Source organism: Hominimerdicola alba (genome assembly GCF_900112155.1).
In the GTDB taxonomy this organism is placed as follows: domain Bacteria; phylum Bacillota; class Clostridia; order Oscillospirales; family Ruminococcaceae; genus Hominimerdicola; species Hominimerdicola alba_D.
Genome location: NZ_FOKQ01000012.1, coordinates 73,501 through 90,067, shown reverse-complemented (window position 1 = coordinate 90,067; position 16,567 = coordinate 73,501). Strand labels below are relative to the sequence as shown.

The 16,567-nt window shown below is 45.0% G+C and carries 16 protein-coding genes; 4 read left to right on the top strand and 12 right to left on the bottom strand.

Translation table 11 applies throughout. From position 1 onward, the window contains the following. The first annotated feature begins 1 nt into the window (after nt 1). Nucleotides 2-757 carry an HAD-IIB family hydrolase gene (locus tag BM265_RS08500; RefSeq protein WP_074961147.1) on the top strand — a complete coding sequence of 252 codons (756 nt, stop codon included), beginning with the start codon at nt 2-4 and terminating at the stop codon, nt 755-757. A gap of 125 nt (nt 758-882) precedes the next feature. Here BM265_RS08500 and BM265_RS08495 read toward each other — a convergent pair whose 3' ends face one another. The 9 genes from BM265_RS08495 to BM265_RS08455 all read right to left on the bottom strand — a co-directional run bounded on the left by BM265_RS08495 (nt 883) and on the right by BM265_RS08455 (nt 11,904). Beyond that, entirely contained in the window at nt 883-1,347 is a 465-nt protein-coding gene (locus BM265_RS08495) for a hypothetical protein (protein WP_074961146.1), read from the bottom strand. Nucleotides 1,348-1,368: 21 nt separating this feature from the next. Beyond that, nucleotides 1,369-2,892 carry a hypothetical protein gene (locus BM265_RS08490; RefSeq protein WP_074961145.1) on the bottom strand — a complete coding sequence of 508 codons (1,524 nt, stop codon included), beginning with the start codon at nt 2,890-2,892 and terminating at the stop codon, nt 1,369-1,371. Between the two features lie 198 nt (nt 2,893-3,090). Further along, entirely contained in the window at nt 3,091-4,878 is a 1,788-nt protein-coding gene (locus BM265_RS08485) for a dockerin type I domain-containing protein (RefSeq protein ID WP_242940809.1), read from the bottom strand. A 592-nt stretch (nt 4,879-5,470) separates the two neighbouring features. Next, nucleotides 5,471-6,850 carry a transglutaminase domain-containing protein gene (locus BM265_RS08480; protein WP_074961143.1) on the bottom strand — a complete coding sequence of 460 codons (1,380 nt, stop codon included), beginning with the start codon at nt 6,848-6,850 and terminating at the stop codon, nt 5,471-5,473. Nucleotides 6,851-6,957: 107 nt separating this feature from the next. Beyond that, nucleotides 6,958-8,418 carry a flotillin family protein gene (locus BM265_RS08475; RefSeq protein WP_074961142.1) on the bottom strand — a complete coding sequence of 487 codons (1,461 nt, stop codon included), beginning with the start codon at nt 8,416-8,418 and terminating at the stop codon, nt 6,958-6,960. 185 nt (nt 8,419-8,603) lie between these two features. Then, entirely contained in the window at nt 8,604-9,539 is a 936-nt protein-coding gene (locus BM265_RS08470) for a hypothetical protein (protein WP_074961141.1), read from the bottom strand. 5 nt (nt 9,540-9,544) lie between these two features. Beyond that, nucleotides 9,545-10,504, bottom strand: a complete 960-nt coding sequence (locus BM265_RS08465) for a hypothetical protein (RefSeq protein WP_074961140.1) — start codon at nt 10,502-10,504, stop codon at nt 9,545-9,547. Between the two features lie 284 nt (nt 10,505-10,788). Beyond that, complete coding sequence (locus BM265_RS08460; RefSeq protein ID WP_074961139.1) at nt 10,789-11,130, bottom strand: DUF3784 domain-containing protein; 342 nt, start codon at nt 11,128-11,130, stop codon at nt 10,789-10,791. A gap of 21 nt (nt 11,131-11,151) precedes the next feature. Beyond that, the gene (locus BM265_RS08455; protein WP_074961138.1) at nt 11,152-11,904 is read right to left on the bottom strand and encodes a hypothetical protein; all 753 of its coding nucleotides are present in this window, start codon (nt 11,902-11,904) and stop codon (nt 11,152-11,154) included. A 296-nt stretch (nt 11,905-12,200) separates the two neighbouring features. On the opposite strand from BM265_RS08455, the gene BM265_RS08450 reads away from it, so the two are divergent. After that, nucleotides 12,201-12,728 carry a helix-turn-helix domain-containing protein gene (locus BM265_RS08450; protein ID WP_074961137.1) on the top strand — a complete coding sequence of 176 codons (528 nt, stop codon included), beginning with the start codon at nt 12,201-12,203 and terminating at the stop codon, nt 12,726-12,728. Nucleotides 12,729-12,753: 25 nt separating this feature from the next. Continuing rightward, entirely contained in the window at nt 12,754-13,008 is a 255-nt protein-coding gene (locus BM265_RS08445) for a hypothetical protein (RefSeq protein WP_074961136.1), read from the top strand. Nucleotides 13,009-13,074: 66 nt separating this feature from the next. On the opposite strand, the gene BM265_RS08440 is transcribed toward BM265_RS08445, so the two are convergent. Then, a complete protein-coding gene (locus tag BM265_RS08440; protein WP_074961135.1) occupies nt 13,075-13,860 on the bottom strand; it encodes an esterase/lipase family protein in 786 nt (261 codons plus the stop codon). Nucleotides 13,861-13,985: 125 nt separating this feature from the next. Between BM265_RS08440 and BM265_RS08435 the strand changes: the two genes are divergently transcribed. Then, complete coding sequence (locus BM265_RS08435) at nt 13,986-14,363, top strand: metal-dependent transcriptional regulator (protein WP_074961134.1); 378 nt, start codon at nt 13,986-13,988, stop codon at nt 14,361-14,363. 43 nt (nt 14,364-14,406) lie between these two features. Here BM265_RS08435 and BM265_RS08430 read toward each other — a convergent pair whose 3' ends face one another. Continuing rightward, nucleotides 14,407-14,964, bottom strand: coding sequence for an HD domain-containing protein (locus BM265_RS08430; RefSeq protein ID WP_074961133.1), 558 nt, complete (start codon nt 14,962-14,964; stop codon nt 14,407-14,409). 10 nt (nt 14,965-14,974) lie between these two features. Next, a complete protein-coding gene (locus BM265_RS08425; protein WP_074961132.1) occupies nt 14,975-16,564 on the bottom strand; it encodes an NAD(P)/FAD-dependent oxidoreductase in 1,590 nt (529 codons plus the stop codon). Nucleotides 16,565-16,567 lie beyond the last annotated feature (3 nt).

Sequence of the window (16,567 nt, the reverse complement as noted above, 5' to 3'; positions counted from 1 at the left end):
TATGAAAAAGATACTACTTGCAAGCGACCTTGACAACACGCTGATACATTCATACAAGCACAAGCGTGAGGGAGATATCTGCGTTGAGATGCTAAACGGTGCGGAGCAGGGCTTCATGAGCGGTAAAGTTCATACACAGCTGTCAGCTCTCCCCGAATGTGTCGAGCTTGTTCCCCTGACCACCCGTTCCGTGGCGCAGTTTGAAAGGATACAATTGCCGGAAGGCTGTTACAAAAGGGCGATAACCACCAACGGCGCCATACTCATTGAAAACGGCATTCAGAACGAGGAATGGCGTACCAGCGAAAAGCGCTTCGCCGATGAACTCATGCCCCTGATGGAAAAACTCCGCGATGAGCTTGAAGGCAACGCAAAGCTTAATGTGGTGAGGATAGTCGATGAGATGTACCTCTACATATCCTGTGCAAAGCCCGAATATGTGGGCGAATTTATGGACAGATACAGTTCCATCACCGAGCTTGATGTCATGCTCTCAGGCAGAAAAATTTACTTCCTGCCCTCCGAGATAAACAAGGGCAAAGCTCTGAAACGTCTTGCACAGGGCGAAAACGGCGCATTCATCATTGCCGCAGGGGACAGCACCATTGATCTGCCCATGCTTGAAGCCGCAGATCTAGCCATTATCCCCGAAGCCCTCGAACAGCTTCTAAAAAATCCCAACAGAAGCGTCTTCAAAGGCGACGGCGATTTCGCTGAATTCGTCATTGAAACACTTCTTGATAAATGCAAAGAATAACCTATTAAAGGCACTTTTGACAAATACTGTCAGAAGTGACTTTTTGTATGCAAATAAAAAGGCATCGTTCTCAGCGATGATAAGTTATCACCGCCGAAGCCGATACCATGTGATCAATTATTTACTTAAAACGCGAGCCGGAACTCGCCCTCAAATCCAGCAATCTTAGGAGGCTTTGAGTAGCCGTCTGTAATGGCAGTTCCGCTTATCTTAACGTGAACGAGATTATCTTCAACTCCGATGATAGTCCATTTGTAGTTTACTAGCGGCTCGTGCTCAAATACATACAAGCTGTCCTCACGTTCGTAGGCTTCATCAACGCTTGCTACTTCAAACTCCATGCCGATCATCTCGCCAATAGCAGTTTTGTTCGTGGAAAACTCATTTATATTCAGCCTAGGAGCAATCTCTTCAGCGCCGAAACGCCCTTTTTCAAAGCTGACTTCCATGGAAACGGTTTTGGTTATGATATCACGTTCCTCGTCAATGTCCTCGTCGTTGTCGAATATATAGAACTTTGTCATTCCGCAGTCCTTGACCTGAAATTCGTGACCGCCGAGAATTAATCTGCCATATGATTTTTTGGTCATATCAATACCTCTGTCGAGAGTTCAGACATTCAGCTTATCCGAAGTCACAAGCTGACCTCCGCAGGAAGTGCAGAACTTGCCGTGATCGAATACAGCGCCGCACTGTACGCAGTGCAGCTTGCCGTCATTTACAGGTGCCGCTGGAGCCGCATTCTGAGCTACAAGAGTTGAGCCGCAAACCGTGCAGAATTTGCCGCGTTCAAAAGTTTTGCCGCAGGTGGGGCAAACAAGACCGCTGTTATCGGCAATAGGCGCGGTCACAGGCTGGCTGTCCATAGGAACAAGGTCGCCGCCGCAGGCTGTGCAGAACTTGCCCTTATCCAGTATCTTACCGCAGACTTTGCATACCAGCTTTCCCGAAGCTTCTGCGCTCGCATCCAGTGGTGATGAAATAGGTGCCGTCGGATCAGTTGGCAGGTGAGCGGATACAGGCGTAGGTATTACCGATGCCACTGGCTCAATAGGTGTGGGTATGGCAGGAGTCGGATCGACTGCTGCGCTTGCAGAAATGAGCTGACCTCCGCAAGCTGTGCAGAATTTGCCCTTGTCGTGAAGCTTGCCGCAAACAGCGCATTTTAGCCATTCAGCCGCGGGAGCTACTGTATTTGCAGGAGCAGTATCGTTAGCCGCAGAGATGAGCTTTCCGCCGCATACAGTGCAGAATTTACCTTTATCATGTGGCTTTCCGCAGATTTCGCACTTTAGTCCGCTTGCCGGAATTTCAGCCACAGGAGTACTTTCTATAACCGCCTCAGGAGCTGTTTCAGTAGCAGCAGGAATAAGCTTTCCGCCGCAGGAAGTGCAGAACTTGCCCTTGTCGTGGGGCTTGCCGCAGACCTCGCACTTAAGTCCGTCTGCAGGAGCATCAACTACAGGTGCACTTTCTATTACAGGAGCGGACTCAGGCTCTTTGGTCAGTGAGGGAGCAGTGCTCGGTGCTTCAACAGGTTCGCCGACAGGTTTCAGCGCACCGCCGCAGGCAGTACAGAACTTTCCGCCGTCGTGAACTTTTCCGCAGACAACGCAGGCAAGCTTGCCTGCGTCATCCTTAGCTGCGGGAGCGTTCGCAGGTATGAGAGCGCCGCCGCAAGCTACGCAGAATTTGCCGGTGCTGTGTATCTTTCCGCACTCACTGCATTTCAGCTTGCTTTCCTCAGCAGGGGCAGCTTCAACTATGGGAGCAGTTTCAGCAACAGGAGCAGTTTCAACTTCGGGCACAGGCTCAGGTGTAGCGGCAGGTTCGGGCTCGGCAATAGCCTGAATTTCAACAACAGGCTCTGCAACAGGAGCGGTTTCAACAACGGGAACAGCTTCCACAACAGTTTCTGTCACAGTCTCGACAACCGTGCTGTTGTCAAGCTTTGTGCCGCAGAATACGCAGAATCCACCCTCTGTGTACTCCTTTCCGCACTGAGGGCAGGTGCCCTTGGGGGCATTGTTGTTTTCGGCAGTTTTCAGCTTAAAGAACTCAGTGAGCTCACCGCCGCAGTACACGCAGAATTTACCGCGCTTGCTTGTTTTTCCGCATTTATTGCATATCAGCATATATCCTCCTGACCCGACAAGCCTGAGGGGCATTGCCGTAAAGTTATTCTCTACCGTATAAGATCTCGGTTATTATAATTATAATATTAATTTGACTGATTGTCAAGTGAAATTTGTCATATCCAACAAAAAAAGCGACCGTCCCGACAGTTTCATGTCGAGGCGGTCTATATTACTATACTTCGCAAAGAACATTATTTACTTGCATTTTACGAATTTGATGACCAACATAGCATCGGTGACATTTACCCAACCGTTGCCGTCGATATCAGCTTTCTTTTCAATAGTCGAAAGCATAAGCTTTCTTCCGGAAATATGCGCCATTACAACTACGATATCTGTAACATTGACCTTGCCGTCGCCGTTTATATCGTATTTCAAAGATGCCTTTTTCGTATTGTTCACTGCTGACTTGGAAGCTTTGTTAACAGTGATCTTGTACACTCTGGTAGTTCCTGCGGGTGAAACGCATGAAACTTCGATAGTGTTCTTACCATCTTTAAGAGCGATCTCGCCGGTGCCGTAAACATCTGAGGTGCTGCTGCTTGCTTCAGCCGAAACAGAAATACTGTTTGTGTCAGCTGATACCTTAGCGGTATAAGACTCAGTATAGCTGTTAAAAGCTGGGCTGATGCTGACACCTGAAATGCTCAGAGAACTGAGGTAATCATTGTTATCCAACTCTGAATCAGGCTTGGGACAGCGTGTTTCAGGCATATTGTTGTATACGGGTATCTTGAATTCCATAGCGGAATCCAGAACTTCGTCACTGTAAGCTTTCAGCAGGCTGACAGCTTCATTGGCTTGTCCGAACACACAGGTCATGTACTGGTGTGCGAAATATCCGTTGCCGCCGTCGGTCACATCAAACTTCTGAAGATAAAGTGTATCCTGATCTTTGGTGATATAACCGTTGCCCAGGAATATCGAACCGCCAACTATCGATCTGTACTGATTCGTCCAGGGCATCAGATAGTTTTCGTTGTAGTTTGAAGCATATTTTGCAGCCATTTCTCCGGCTGTCATTGAAGAAGTAGCATAAGCACCTACATCGAAGAAATTGAAGTAATTCTCATATCCCGATATTGTGCCCAGTGACTGTGGTGCACCGTAAACGCCCTGTTCATTGCGGCATCTCGAAGCCAGATGGTAAGGCGAAACGCCTGATACCTCAGCAGCTTCCATAAAGGTGTCTGCATAAGAGAACCACTCGCCTGTATCGGGACAAGTGTATCCGCCATCCATGAAAGTGCCGCGTAGTATAGCCTCAACGCCTTCCCTGGTATGTACATCAGGGTCGTATGACAGATTTTCAAACATGAAAATGTAGTTCTCGCTCAGGAAATTCCTGGGGTCGAGATAATACTTTATTATACCGTCAGAAGCCGCTACCCAGCCTGTATCCAGCTGATACCAGCTATCTGTATTGGGGTCGTAAGCACCTTTTGCTCTGGACTTCCATGAATCGGGAGCACCATTGTGAACAAGATTCCTGCCGACTACGGTCTCTTCGCTTACAGCGGTATCCCAGTCGATACCTACGTGCTGAGCTTTGAATATCCAGTTAGGATGCTGCTTGTGCAGTTCTCTGAGATATATCCTGTAGCTCTCAGGGAAAGCCTGAGAATCCAGATAGCTTTCAAAATCGCTGCTGTTATCAGCAGACTGAGAGCCGTTTACCGATATAGAAGCTGCGGGAACATATCCCACAAGAAGTTCAAATTGTATCTTATACCAAAGAGTACCGTTGCTGTCGTATTTCTCGCCGAGTATGCTAACTGCATCTCCGCCGTCCAGCCAGCCTTTGGCAGCCGAATTCTTATCTGCGTCTTTTCTGACGTCTATATATGTGTATGAACATACACCGTTTCTGTCCTGTGCTGCTGCAGCCTTGATGATATTGCTGCCAGATGCTGCAGCTGTACCAAACATCATAGCCGCTGCCATGAGCACAGCCGCTGTTCTTTTAAGTATCAACGAACTCACCTCCGGGTGAACAAAAGAGACATATTTTTATGATTGTTCTTAACTCGTACTGTTTGTTTTGTTGTATTCATATTATATAGTAAAATACTAGCATTGTCAACCGCATGGTTTATTAACGTGTGGTATATTTGGTTAAATTAAATTGTTTGGTTCATTAGTTACAAAATAATTACAAGCTATATAGGCGCAAAATTCAAGCCGCATACAATATATGGTATAGGAATATTTGTTCTGATATATTAATGGGCATTTTTAACGAATTTTAATAACTATTTTTGGCATTTTGATCATCTTAGTGTCAGAAATTTATATCGCAGATTAACGATGCTAAAATTGTTACAAAGTTTGTAACCGAATCTGCCCTGTTTATCGCGAAAATCGATTGTTAAATTTATTTATCAATATGCCGATTTTGACTTTGGTTAAAAGAAAATATAATGATATGAAACTTGATGCAAATTTACGATTTTGCAAGAAAACGTTTAAGATAAATATATTAGTCGATTTTACACGAATTCATAATGATTAAAAGATAAAACATGAAAGATTATTAGCTCCCGTATGCTATAAGGCGCATACAGGAGCTAATTGGCTACCTCAGTTCAAGCAAACAGTTTTCAAGGTCAAGTTCATTTACCAGTTCTGAATTATCTTTTTCCTTGTATATCGGATCGCGGTAAAACTCGAGATCATGGTCGAAATATTCAAGCAGGTAAGGATCATTGAATTTCAAAACCGCATACCCCTTTTTATCGATCAGCTCTTTTAGCTTTTCGTTTTCTACCGATTTATGTGATTTCCCGTCGTATATGTATTCGATGTCGTCGCTTTCCTCGGTAACATTCACCAGGATATCTGCACACTTTGCCGCAGGAGAATCAACAGAAAACTTTTCTTCCGTGGGCGGCAGGAAGTATATGCAATTATCGTTCAGGTTGGTCATTCCCAGCTTTGAACTGCGTTCCGTACCGAACCATTTGTAGTATTCGGGATCTTCAACGGATGTAAGTTCATCGCCCTCTGATTCGCAGTAGTTCCTCAGATCCCAAGTGGCATCGAAATCCCATACCTCATCTCCGATGTAGGCGAAATTCCAGACATGACCCGATTCATCGGCGCTTATAGCATCTGCATCGACCTTGCCACAGTCGATATCAGCCATATTGAACAGCAGCTGTACTGCACTTGCGATACCGTCACATACGGCTCTCTTTTTTACTATCGCTCCGTAAACGGACTGCGGTTCGTTATTTACCATACCGGTGCTGTTTATATGGTATTCGTCATAGGCAACATTTGTGCATATCCAGTCATAAAGATAATAAGCTTTATCTGCATCGGTGGTACATTCTGGCGGTATGCTGTCAACTATCTCCTTAGCGGCGGCAATAACTTCATCGGTGTGAGAAGCTGCTTTCAGCACAGAATCAGAAAGCTTCATGCGGTAATATCCGTTCTCTGTAAGCTGGTATTCGCAGCCACCTGCCGTCATTGGTACATCCGGAAATGATAGCCCTGCGTACTGCCAGCCCAGGTCGATCAGGGCAGAATCGTACTCAACAGGGAATTCCAGCTCCTCAATGCCGTTCTCGTAGGCGTAGCGTATAGCGAAAGCCACAGTATCCAGAGTGGTGTAATATCCGCTGTCATCGCTGTATAACAAAGGCACATATTCATCATAGGGGCTTACATAAGAAAGCCATTCCTCGTATGGTTTATCAAGATAATTGAATTTTATCTCCTTGCTGTACACCTGATAAAAACTGCCGTCGACCTCCAGCTGATGTGTCTTTGTCTCAAATTTGTAATTGCTGTTCTGTGAGACCTCTGTACTATCCGCTGTCTGACTTGAGGGATCATCAGCATTACCGCTTTTTTCGGACTTTGAATTCTTATTGCAGCTGACGGGTATAGTCACCGTAAGCAGAAGCGCAGCTGCTGCCGACAAATACTTTTTTATGTCTATGACCATTTCGTTCTCCTTTGTATTATCATCAGAGATAATGCTTCTGTCGGGCACAGCGCGATCCGTACCCGACAGAATCTTTTTTATTTTGAGGTGATATGAGTTTTAGCCGACTATGGCTCGATTATCTCAACGTCGTTAGCGCCGAGCTTCTTGGTCTCTTCCTCTGCAACTCTCTGGATAGCCTCCTCGCGGGACTTCTCCAGAGCATCCTTCATGTCCTTGCCCAGGAACTCGGGCAGAGACATACCTGCCTGCTCGAACAGATCGTTCAGAGGAGGAACGCTTTTCATCAGACCGCTCAGGAAGTTAGCGGTAGAACCGCCGCCCTGACCGCCGTTAGCGCCGCTGTCCCAAACAGTGATCTTATCGATCTTGATGTTCTTGATAGCCTCAACCTGGATAGCGATCAGCTGCTCCATCTTGTCAGCGATGATGAGTCTTACGGCTGCATCTGCATCGCCGCCTGCAGCAGCAACTATCTGCTTCAGACCTTCTGCCTGCTTGGTGAGTATCTCCTGATTACCATTAGCCTCAGCTTCCATCTTAGCGAAGATAGCGTCAGCTTCACCCTTTGCCTTACGTCTTGTAACTTCAGCCTGTGCCTCAGCTGCGATCTCAGCCTGCTGCTTGCTGATCTCAGCCTTAACGATAACGTCAGCCTTCTGGGTTGCCTTTTCCAGCTCTGCTCTTGTAAGCTCTGCTTCCTGCTGAGCGATGTAAGCTTCCTGCTTAGCCTTTGCAGCCTGAACTGCCTCGGCAGCGGTAGCCTTACGCAGAGATTCTGCTTCTCTTTCTCTTCTCTCTGCCTCGGACTGTGCAACAGCTACCTTAGCATCGTTCTCACCCTTGATAGCATCAGCATTTGCAGCTGCAACTTCGATCCTCTGCTCTTTCTGAGCGTGTGACTGACCGATCTCACCGTCTCTGTGCTTCTCCGCAACGCTCTTCTTAGCGTCGTTGATAGCCTTAGCGGCAGCCTCTTTTCCGAGAGCTTCCAGATATCCGGACTCGTCTGTGATATCGGTAACGTTAACGTTTATCAGTTTCAGACCGATTTTTTTCAGCTCGATCTCAACGTTGTTGGATACTGCCAGCAGGAACTTGTCTCTGTCGGAGTTGATCTCTTCGATGTCCATTGTAGCGATGATAAGTCTCAGCTGACCGAAGATGATATCCTTAGCCAGTTCCTGGATCTCCATCATTTTCAGTCCGAGAAGTCTCTCGGCTGCGTTCTGCATGATGCCGGGTTCGGTAGAGATACCAACTGTGAATCTAGAAGGAACATCGATACGGATATTCTGCTTTGAAAGTGCATTTTTCAGGTCAACGTTGATGGAGATAGGTGTCAGATCCATGTACTCATAGGACTGGATAACAGGCATGATAAATGCCGCACCGCCGTGGATACATCTGGCACTTCTTGCCTGACCGTTCTTGTCTGTACCTACCTTACCGTAGATTACCAGCACCTTATCGGAAGGGCATTTTCTGTATCTTGAAAGTATAGCCATAAGCGCTGCGAAAAGTACCGCAACTATAACACATATAATAATCATTGTCTCGGTTCCCATAATAGATCTCCTTTGTCTGTAAACGAATTTGGTTTATGTGAGATGTTGTCTTTTTCTATGTTCTTTGTTCCTTTATCTTTCTGTCAGGAACGGGCGTTAACATCGGTATGTTCCGGTGAACTGCTTGCCGTCCGATTCATATCGGTATACGGACTTCTGAAGTATGTTTTTCATGTTCTTCTCCTTTATTTTTCGGATGTGTTATATCCGCATTTTTCGACGATCATATCTTTGTACTTATCATGTGCTTTATCGTCATCTGGGTCGAAGTTAACTTTTTCACCGCTTGCGACAAATATTTGATTTTTATCAATTTCCTCAAAACCTTTTTCCTCGCCGCTTAGTGTGCGTACTGTACAGCAATAATTTCCTCCAAAGTCCGAAGCAGCCGCATATTCTTTGCATAAAGCTTCTGCTTTTTCAGTAAATTCATCTATCATATCATATTTGCTTTCATCGGTTATATCGATATTTACGCGAAAAACAAAGGTTTTGATATCTGCGGCTGAATCCATATCGATATCTGATAATACAGGGCAATTTTCGGGTGATAAGTATTCAGATACCTTGTCATTGTTACGATATCTATATTGGGTATAACCTGCCGCGTAATCAAAAGCTGTTATATTGATCGTATATCCATCGCCATTTACTCTATGTGAAATGTCAGGATCACGTTCTGCTTCAAAATACTTAGGCAGTACATTATCGATTATATCATCGTTTACTATGTTGTATATCTGTAACGAAAACGCTGTCATCATAGCACCGTCTGATTTAGTATATCTGTTTCTTATGTATTCGCTCAGACTTTCATCTTGATACCACTTAAGGTAACCCTCTCCGCTGTTAAGTTCAAGGTGTCTTTCGTTGCCGTTTTTATCCTTGTATTCAATATCATAATCTTTCATTATGGAAGGAATTTTCAGCGGAGCATCATCATCGGTACCAAACCCGCTATCAGTAACGGTTATCTTATAATCCCCTTTGAAAGTCTTATCAAAGAGTTTCTTGTATCTTCTCTCGTAATTGATACCGCTGCACCACGAAAACCATATTCCGCCTGCTACCCCAACTATTGCTGCAGCAGATATCAGTGCGGCTTTTGCTTTTGTTTTCATTCAAATTACCTCTGCTTCCATGTGGTGTCATATCCGTATTTTTCAACTATAGTATCTCTGAACTTTCGTCTAGCCTTGCCTGTATCTAAATCGTAAGTAACTTCTTCTCCGTTAATTACATAGATGGCTTTGTGATCGATAGTTTTAGTCTCATCGCCATCTTCTTTTACCGTTCCGACTATGCACATGTAATTTCCACCATAGTCAGAAGCTTCCGAGTATTCTTTGCATAAAGCTTCGGCCTTTTCAGCAAATTCATCCATCATATCATATTTGCTTTCATCGTTAATAGATACAGATAGATTTAAAGAATAAGTCTTGATGTCTGCGGCTGATCTCCAATCAATGTCAGAAAGTACAGGACAAGTTTCAGGTGAGATAAACTCAAGCATTTTATCATCGTTATTGTGATATTGGTCGATATAATCGTAAGAAAAATCGATTGGGTTCATAAAGATCCTATAACCGTCCCCCTCTGCTCTAATGGTCATGGAATCATCGGGTTCCGCATCGTCAAAATATTTTGGCAGAAGATCATTGAAAGCATCATTCGATACAATTAAATATATTTCATTATGCAACGCCAATGCTACATCTCTGTCTGCCTTGATGTTCCTGTTTTTAATGTATTCAAACAGGGTCTCGTAATCGGAATAATCTTCTTTATTGTAATAATAATATGGATATCTGCTGTCAAAAGTTATATTCCTTGTATTGCCGTTTTTATCTTTATATTCAACATCATAAACTTTGTATTTGACAGGAAGCTTTAAAGGTAAATTTTCTTCTGTATAATAACCGCTTTCAGTAACGGTTATCTTGTAATCCCCCTTGAAAGTCTTGTCAAAGAGTTTCTTGTATCTTCTCTCGTAGTTGATACCGCTGCACCAAGCGATGCACAGCCCTCCTGCTACCCCCGCTATTGCTGCACCGGCTATCAGTGCGGCTTTTGCTTTTGTTTTCATTCAAATTACCTCTTCTCTCTTTTTTGCCTTATCAAAAGCCGTCTTGTTGTCTTCCTTCTTTTGTCCTACACATAAGATATTGTCTCTTTTTTATGTCTCTTTCTTTTGTATTTTTATACGTCCTGTTGTCTTCCTTCTTCTGTCCTACACATAAGATATTGTCTCTTTTTTATGTCTCTTTCTTTTGTATTTTTATACGTCCTGTTGTCTTCTTTCTTCTGTTCTACACATGGATATTTTTGTCTCTTTTATTCTTTTTGTCTCTTCTCTTGTCTTATAGTTTTTTATTTATTTCCCGTGTCATTTTGACTTTTTTCTATCTTTACTGTAGAGATAACTGCGTATATCACAGCGCCCGCTATCAGAGGTATCTCGATAAGTTCGAGTTTTGTATTCTCAAATATCACCGTCAGTCCCAGCACGATGAATACCGCACTCATCAGTAAAAATACAACAGCGGACTGTCTGTAATACGGCTTTTTGTTCATTGACTCCCGTTCTGTTTTCGGTGCGGATATATACGCATTGTTTAATAAGTATCCCCGTTCGAGAAAATGCCTTATGCTGCATTTCGCTAACAGTGCGCTTATCACGAATAGTATTATCGAAGTAATTGTCCTCGTCATATTCCGCACCTCCCGGATCTATTAAGCGTCTTTTTCTACTATCACATCGTCCCCGCGAACGTCTACCACAACTACCTTGGTGCCTGTTTTCAGCATCTCTTCGCCCTCGTTGAAAGCTCCCAGCTCCATCATCTGACCCTGAAGCGTCATGGTTATCTTGCCCATACCCTGATTTTTCGGCGGACAGGGGATATAGACCGTTGCACTTTCGCCTATGGCATTTCTCAGGTCTACTGTGCCGTTTTCAGCAAGTCTCATTGAAAGCTGTACCATCTTTGCTACCAGTACCATCGTTCCCAGACCAAGCAGTATTCCCACCGGCAGTGCCGCGATGCTGGGTACCTTTGAACCTACCAGCACTATGGACGACCAGCTGAATACCGTCAGGAAAGCAACTATCGTCTGTAAAGTGAAGAAGTGCATCGAGGTGTCTGTCACACTGTCATTGTAAGAATGATCATGGAAGTCGCCGTCGTGATGTGCATCGATATCGTGATGTACATCGATATCATGATGACCGCCGTGGATATCGAACCCGTGGTGTCCGCCTATATCATGAGGTGCGCCGTGTCCTATATCGAAACCGTGACCACCCACATCTGTGTGCATATCCAATCCGGAAGTATCACTTACATCGTGCCCGCCGTGGTGCATACCGAACATTGCCAGCAGGGTCTGCAGTATCAGCAGCATTGTTGATGGGAAGGCGATGCAGTAAAGCACTTTCAGCAGTCCGCTGAGCCCGTTCCACCAGATATCAAATCTTTCCATCATATTTCCCGCCTCCTTTTACGTAGGTAAATATGTGCTGTAAATTTAATTTACCTAATTATACACCAAACGATTTACTTTGTCAAGAGGTTTTTCAAAAAAATTTTTACGAAATTGACCTATTGTTATATATAATACTATTATAATAATAAAAAATCATTCTGCATTTACCTTTTTCGTAAATGATATATCCCAAACGGGTAAATATAAATGTTAATTTTTCGTGAAGCTCTTGCAATTTCTTGAAAAGTGTGATATAGTATATGTAAATCGAATTGACACGTAAAGGAGGTTAACAAATGGATGCTAAAAATATAGGACGTATTATAAAGGAAGCCCGCCTCGCCAAGAAAATGACACAGAATGAAGTGGTGGGCGATTTCATAACCAGAAATATGCTCAGCCAGATAGAGAGCGGCAGTGCGATGCCCTCGGTGAAGACCCTTGAATATCTCTGCAAAGTGCTTGATATACAGCTTGAAGCCTACGATACTACCCCTGCGGCAGATGCCGGAATGATGGGATATATCGAACTGCGAAACCTCTACGCCGCAGGCGTTTATGAGGAGATAGTAAAGGCCGAGCCGCCACACGGATACATCGACGAGTTCACCGCCCTTAAAGCAAGAGCCTGCCTGCACCTTGCGGAACAGCTTACAGAAAATGATGATATATCTGCATTTCAGCGCGCCGTAGAACTCGCCAAGCAGGCACAGGAGCTCTCATCACAGGGCATATTTGCAGATATAAACGCCCACGACAAGGCTGAACAGCTGATAAAAAAAGCTGCTGCGAAGCTCAGTGCTTATTACAGCAGTCTTATCTGAAAAAAAGATAAAGGAGGACAACTTTATGGATTTCATCATTGATATAGCAGAAGAGTTTGTAGCAGGTTTTCTAAACAGCAGATATGTACCTCGCCCCATAAGGCTTATCCTTCGCGCAGGATTTTTCATGCTCTGCCTTGCAGTAAGTATACTTGTTACAGCAGCGGGCATCTATATCCTGAGACGCTCTATCGCTCTTGGCTCGGTTTGTGCTGTTATTGGTATTACAATGCTTATCCGTTCTGTAAAAATGTTCACCGCAGCAATTCGTAAAGCATGAGTTTCTTATTAATATAGTATGCGGGAGATATCCGTACTGTTAAAGTGCGTTTATCTCCCGCATTTTTTATGGCAGAAATCCCGTGATCTCCCTGTAAACATCGAGTATATCCGATATGCCATTCTTTTTCTTCGAGAATCTCATTCTTCGCATATCGATCTCGTCACAGTGAGATATCCCGCGGAAAGAACTGCTTCGCTTTATCCCCATGAACTTGCCCCACATTACCCCGCGGGGCGCAAGCAGACCGTCGTTTTCACCCTCGAAATGTTTGACCACCAAGTATGGCAGCCACATGAAGATATCGCTGAGTGCATTTTTCATGACGAAAGCATAGCTTCGGTAGACCACATTCGGGTCATCTGGGTTTTCACGATTGAACCTTTCAGCCCCAGCCGTTGTGAAAGAGTGAAAAACGAGGTAAGCATCAGGGTGCTTGTCTCCGAGGATCTTAAGCCATATATCAGAACATTTCGCCACGAACCTCACGGCAATATCGGGAAGTTTCATCAGTCTGTCAACGGTCAGAGAACCGTGATGCGGCGTTGAAAGGGTAGTCAGAGTTGCAACATATTTACCCATGCCAAGGGTGGAAATCGCATACCTAGCGTCCATTCCGCCCTTTGAATGTGCGATGATATTTACCTTGCCGCAGTTTGTTTTACGGACAATCTCTTCTATCTTGTCCGCGATGACTTTCCCGTTTGATTCGGTAGTGCCGTTGCTGTCCTGTCCGCCGTAGTAAACATCAAAGCCTGCCTTTTTCAGCATTTTTGGAACTCTGCCCCAGTAATTGATAACTTTGCTGTCACGAAAACCCATACCGTGAATCAGCAGTATCGGATATGCCATGGTTTTTCTCCTTACTTTTTTTGTGACAGCCGTACAGCTGCCAAATATTTCTTTTGTACCACTTGCAAAAATCGAAAAAATATGTTATTATATATGATATAATTAATTACAACGGAGGTGCAGCTTTGAAAATACAGGAATCTGCCGAAAATTATCTTGAAAGCATACTCATGATCAGTGAACGTAAGGGCGATGTAAGAAGCATCGATATAGTAAACGAGCTTGAATTTTCCAAGCCCAGCGTCAGCATTGCCATGAAAAATCTTCGCGAGAACGGATATATTTCAGTTGATAAGGACGGCTACATCACACTTACAGATAAAGGTATGGAGATAGCTGAAAAAATGTATGAGCGCCATAAGCTGTTTTCCAAGCTGTTTGTTTCACTGGGCGTAAGCGAAGCTACTGCTTCCAAGGATGCCTGCCGCGTTGAACATATCCTCAGCGATGAGACCTATGCGGCAATCAAGAAGTTTATAAAAGAAAAAGGTCTTGTGGACTAATGACCAATAAAACCCGCGGCGGAGCAGTTATGCCCCGCCGTTTTTATTTTCTGAGTTTATCAAGAGTTTCGTCAAGTATCTCTTTTCTGAGTTCGGTCAGCCATTCAGAGAAAGCCGTCGCATCTGTTCCATAAGTAAGATTTAATTCGCGTTCATTTTCAGACCATGTGTCAAGCGGCGATTCGTTGTGCTGTATAAGGGCTTCAAGCTTGTCAAGTGCCTTGAACAGTTTTGCTTCAACTGTTTTCTGTTCTTCCATTTCTTGATATAATGCTTTGAATTCACAAGAAATATCAACAGGCAGAGAATCGAGCCATTTTGACAGAAGTCTGTCCTCGGTTTCACGGTCTTTGTCAGTCTTAATGAATGTGGGTATGTCACCTGTAAAACATTCGCCAAGGTCGTGTATTATACACATGGCGGTCAGCTTGTTTATGTCGGCTTCGGGAAATTCTCCCCGAAGCATTATTGACATAAGTGCTAGTCGCCAACTGTGTTCTGCCACACTTTCGATACGTCTGCCTGAAGTTGTGCAGTGCCTTGTGGTGTCTTTCAATTTTTCTGCGGTGTGCAGTATTTTCAGATATTCTTTTGGTGCCATTATGCCTCCGTTAATCAGGTGCTATCTCAGCCATTATCTTCAGCGCAGTGTTGAGACCATCTACCGCCGCGCTCATTATTCCGCCCGCATAACCCGCACCCTCGCCACAGGGATAGAGATTATCGCAGGAAAGGGAAGTCATGCTTTCGCCGTTTCTTGTTATCCTGACCGGTGAACTTGTCCTGGTTTCCGGTGCGCACAGCAGTGCCTTGCCGTCACCGAAGCACTTCATTTTACGTGAAAATACTTTCAGTCCCGTGCGCATCATGTCAGTCACCTGCTTCGGGAATATCTTTTCATAATCCACCGCAGTTATACCCAGAGAATAGCTGGGCTCGATATCCGTGTCAAGGTCAGCTCTGCCATCAAGGAATCCCTTTACGCTGGAAGCGCAAGCCTTATAGCTGCCCGCACATCTGTAAGCTTTCTGCTCTATCTCCCGCGCGAAGTACATACCGTCCAAAGGCTTGCTGCCGAAATCATCGGGAGTTACCGATACCACCAGCGCCGAATTGGCATTTTTACCGTCACGGGCGAACACGCTCATTCCGTTTGTGACAGTTCCGCCGTTCTCCGAAGCCGCAGGCACCACCGTACCGCCGGGGCACATACAGAAAGTATATGCCGCACGACCGCTTCCGACGCGGTGAGAAAGCTGATATTCACCCTTGGGCAGCATGGGGCTTCCTGCGTACTCGCCGTAAAGACTTTTGTCTACTTCGGTCTGCCTGTGCTCTATCCTTGCTCCAACGGAGAAAGGCTTGGCTTCAAGAAAAATTCCTTTTCTGTGGAGCATCTCAAAGGTATTTCGTGCCGAATGACCAATCGCCAGCACCACCGCAGAGACTTCCTCACGACCTCCGTTGAAGCGTACAGCCTCAGCCTGTCTGCCGTTCAGCTCGATATCTTCCAGCATCGTCCCGAACCTTATCTCGCCCCCAAGTTCGATAATTCGTTCCCTTATCGCCTTAACAACACCCCTCAATCTGTCCGTGCCGATGTGGGGTTTTGCCTTTGTAAGTATCTCTTCGGGGGCGCCGAATCCCACCATTCTCTCTAGCACGTATCTGCAAAGCGGGTCTTTTATGCGGGTCGTGAGTTTCCCGTCCGAGAAAGTTCCTGCGCCGCCCTCACCGAACTGTATGTTGGATTCCTCATTGAGTATACCCGTGCTCATGAAACTTTCCACCGAAGCAACACGGTCTTCGATGCATTCGCCGCGTTCCAGTATAATAGGGCGATATCCCTGTTCAGCCAGCGCCAGCCCGCAGAACATTCCAGCAGGACCGAATCCTGCGATGACTACACGTCCCTTGACCTTGTTTTTTGATATCACAGGCGAGAATCCCGCAGGCGCAGCATAGGTGAAAGAGTTGTCCTTCTCGGCAAGACGCTTCTCCTCATCACTGCTGCCAAGTGTGAATATCACCGAATGTACATAGTGGATATTCTCCCTCTTTCTCGCATCAAGAGAGGTCTTGTATATATGCGCTCCGCGTATGGCAGATGAGTTTATTCCCAGCTTTTTCCTTGCCGTTTCAATGACACTTTTTTCATCCGTACTCAGTGCGGAACTTATCTGATTTACAATAACAGGCATTGC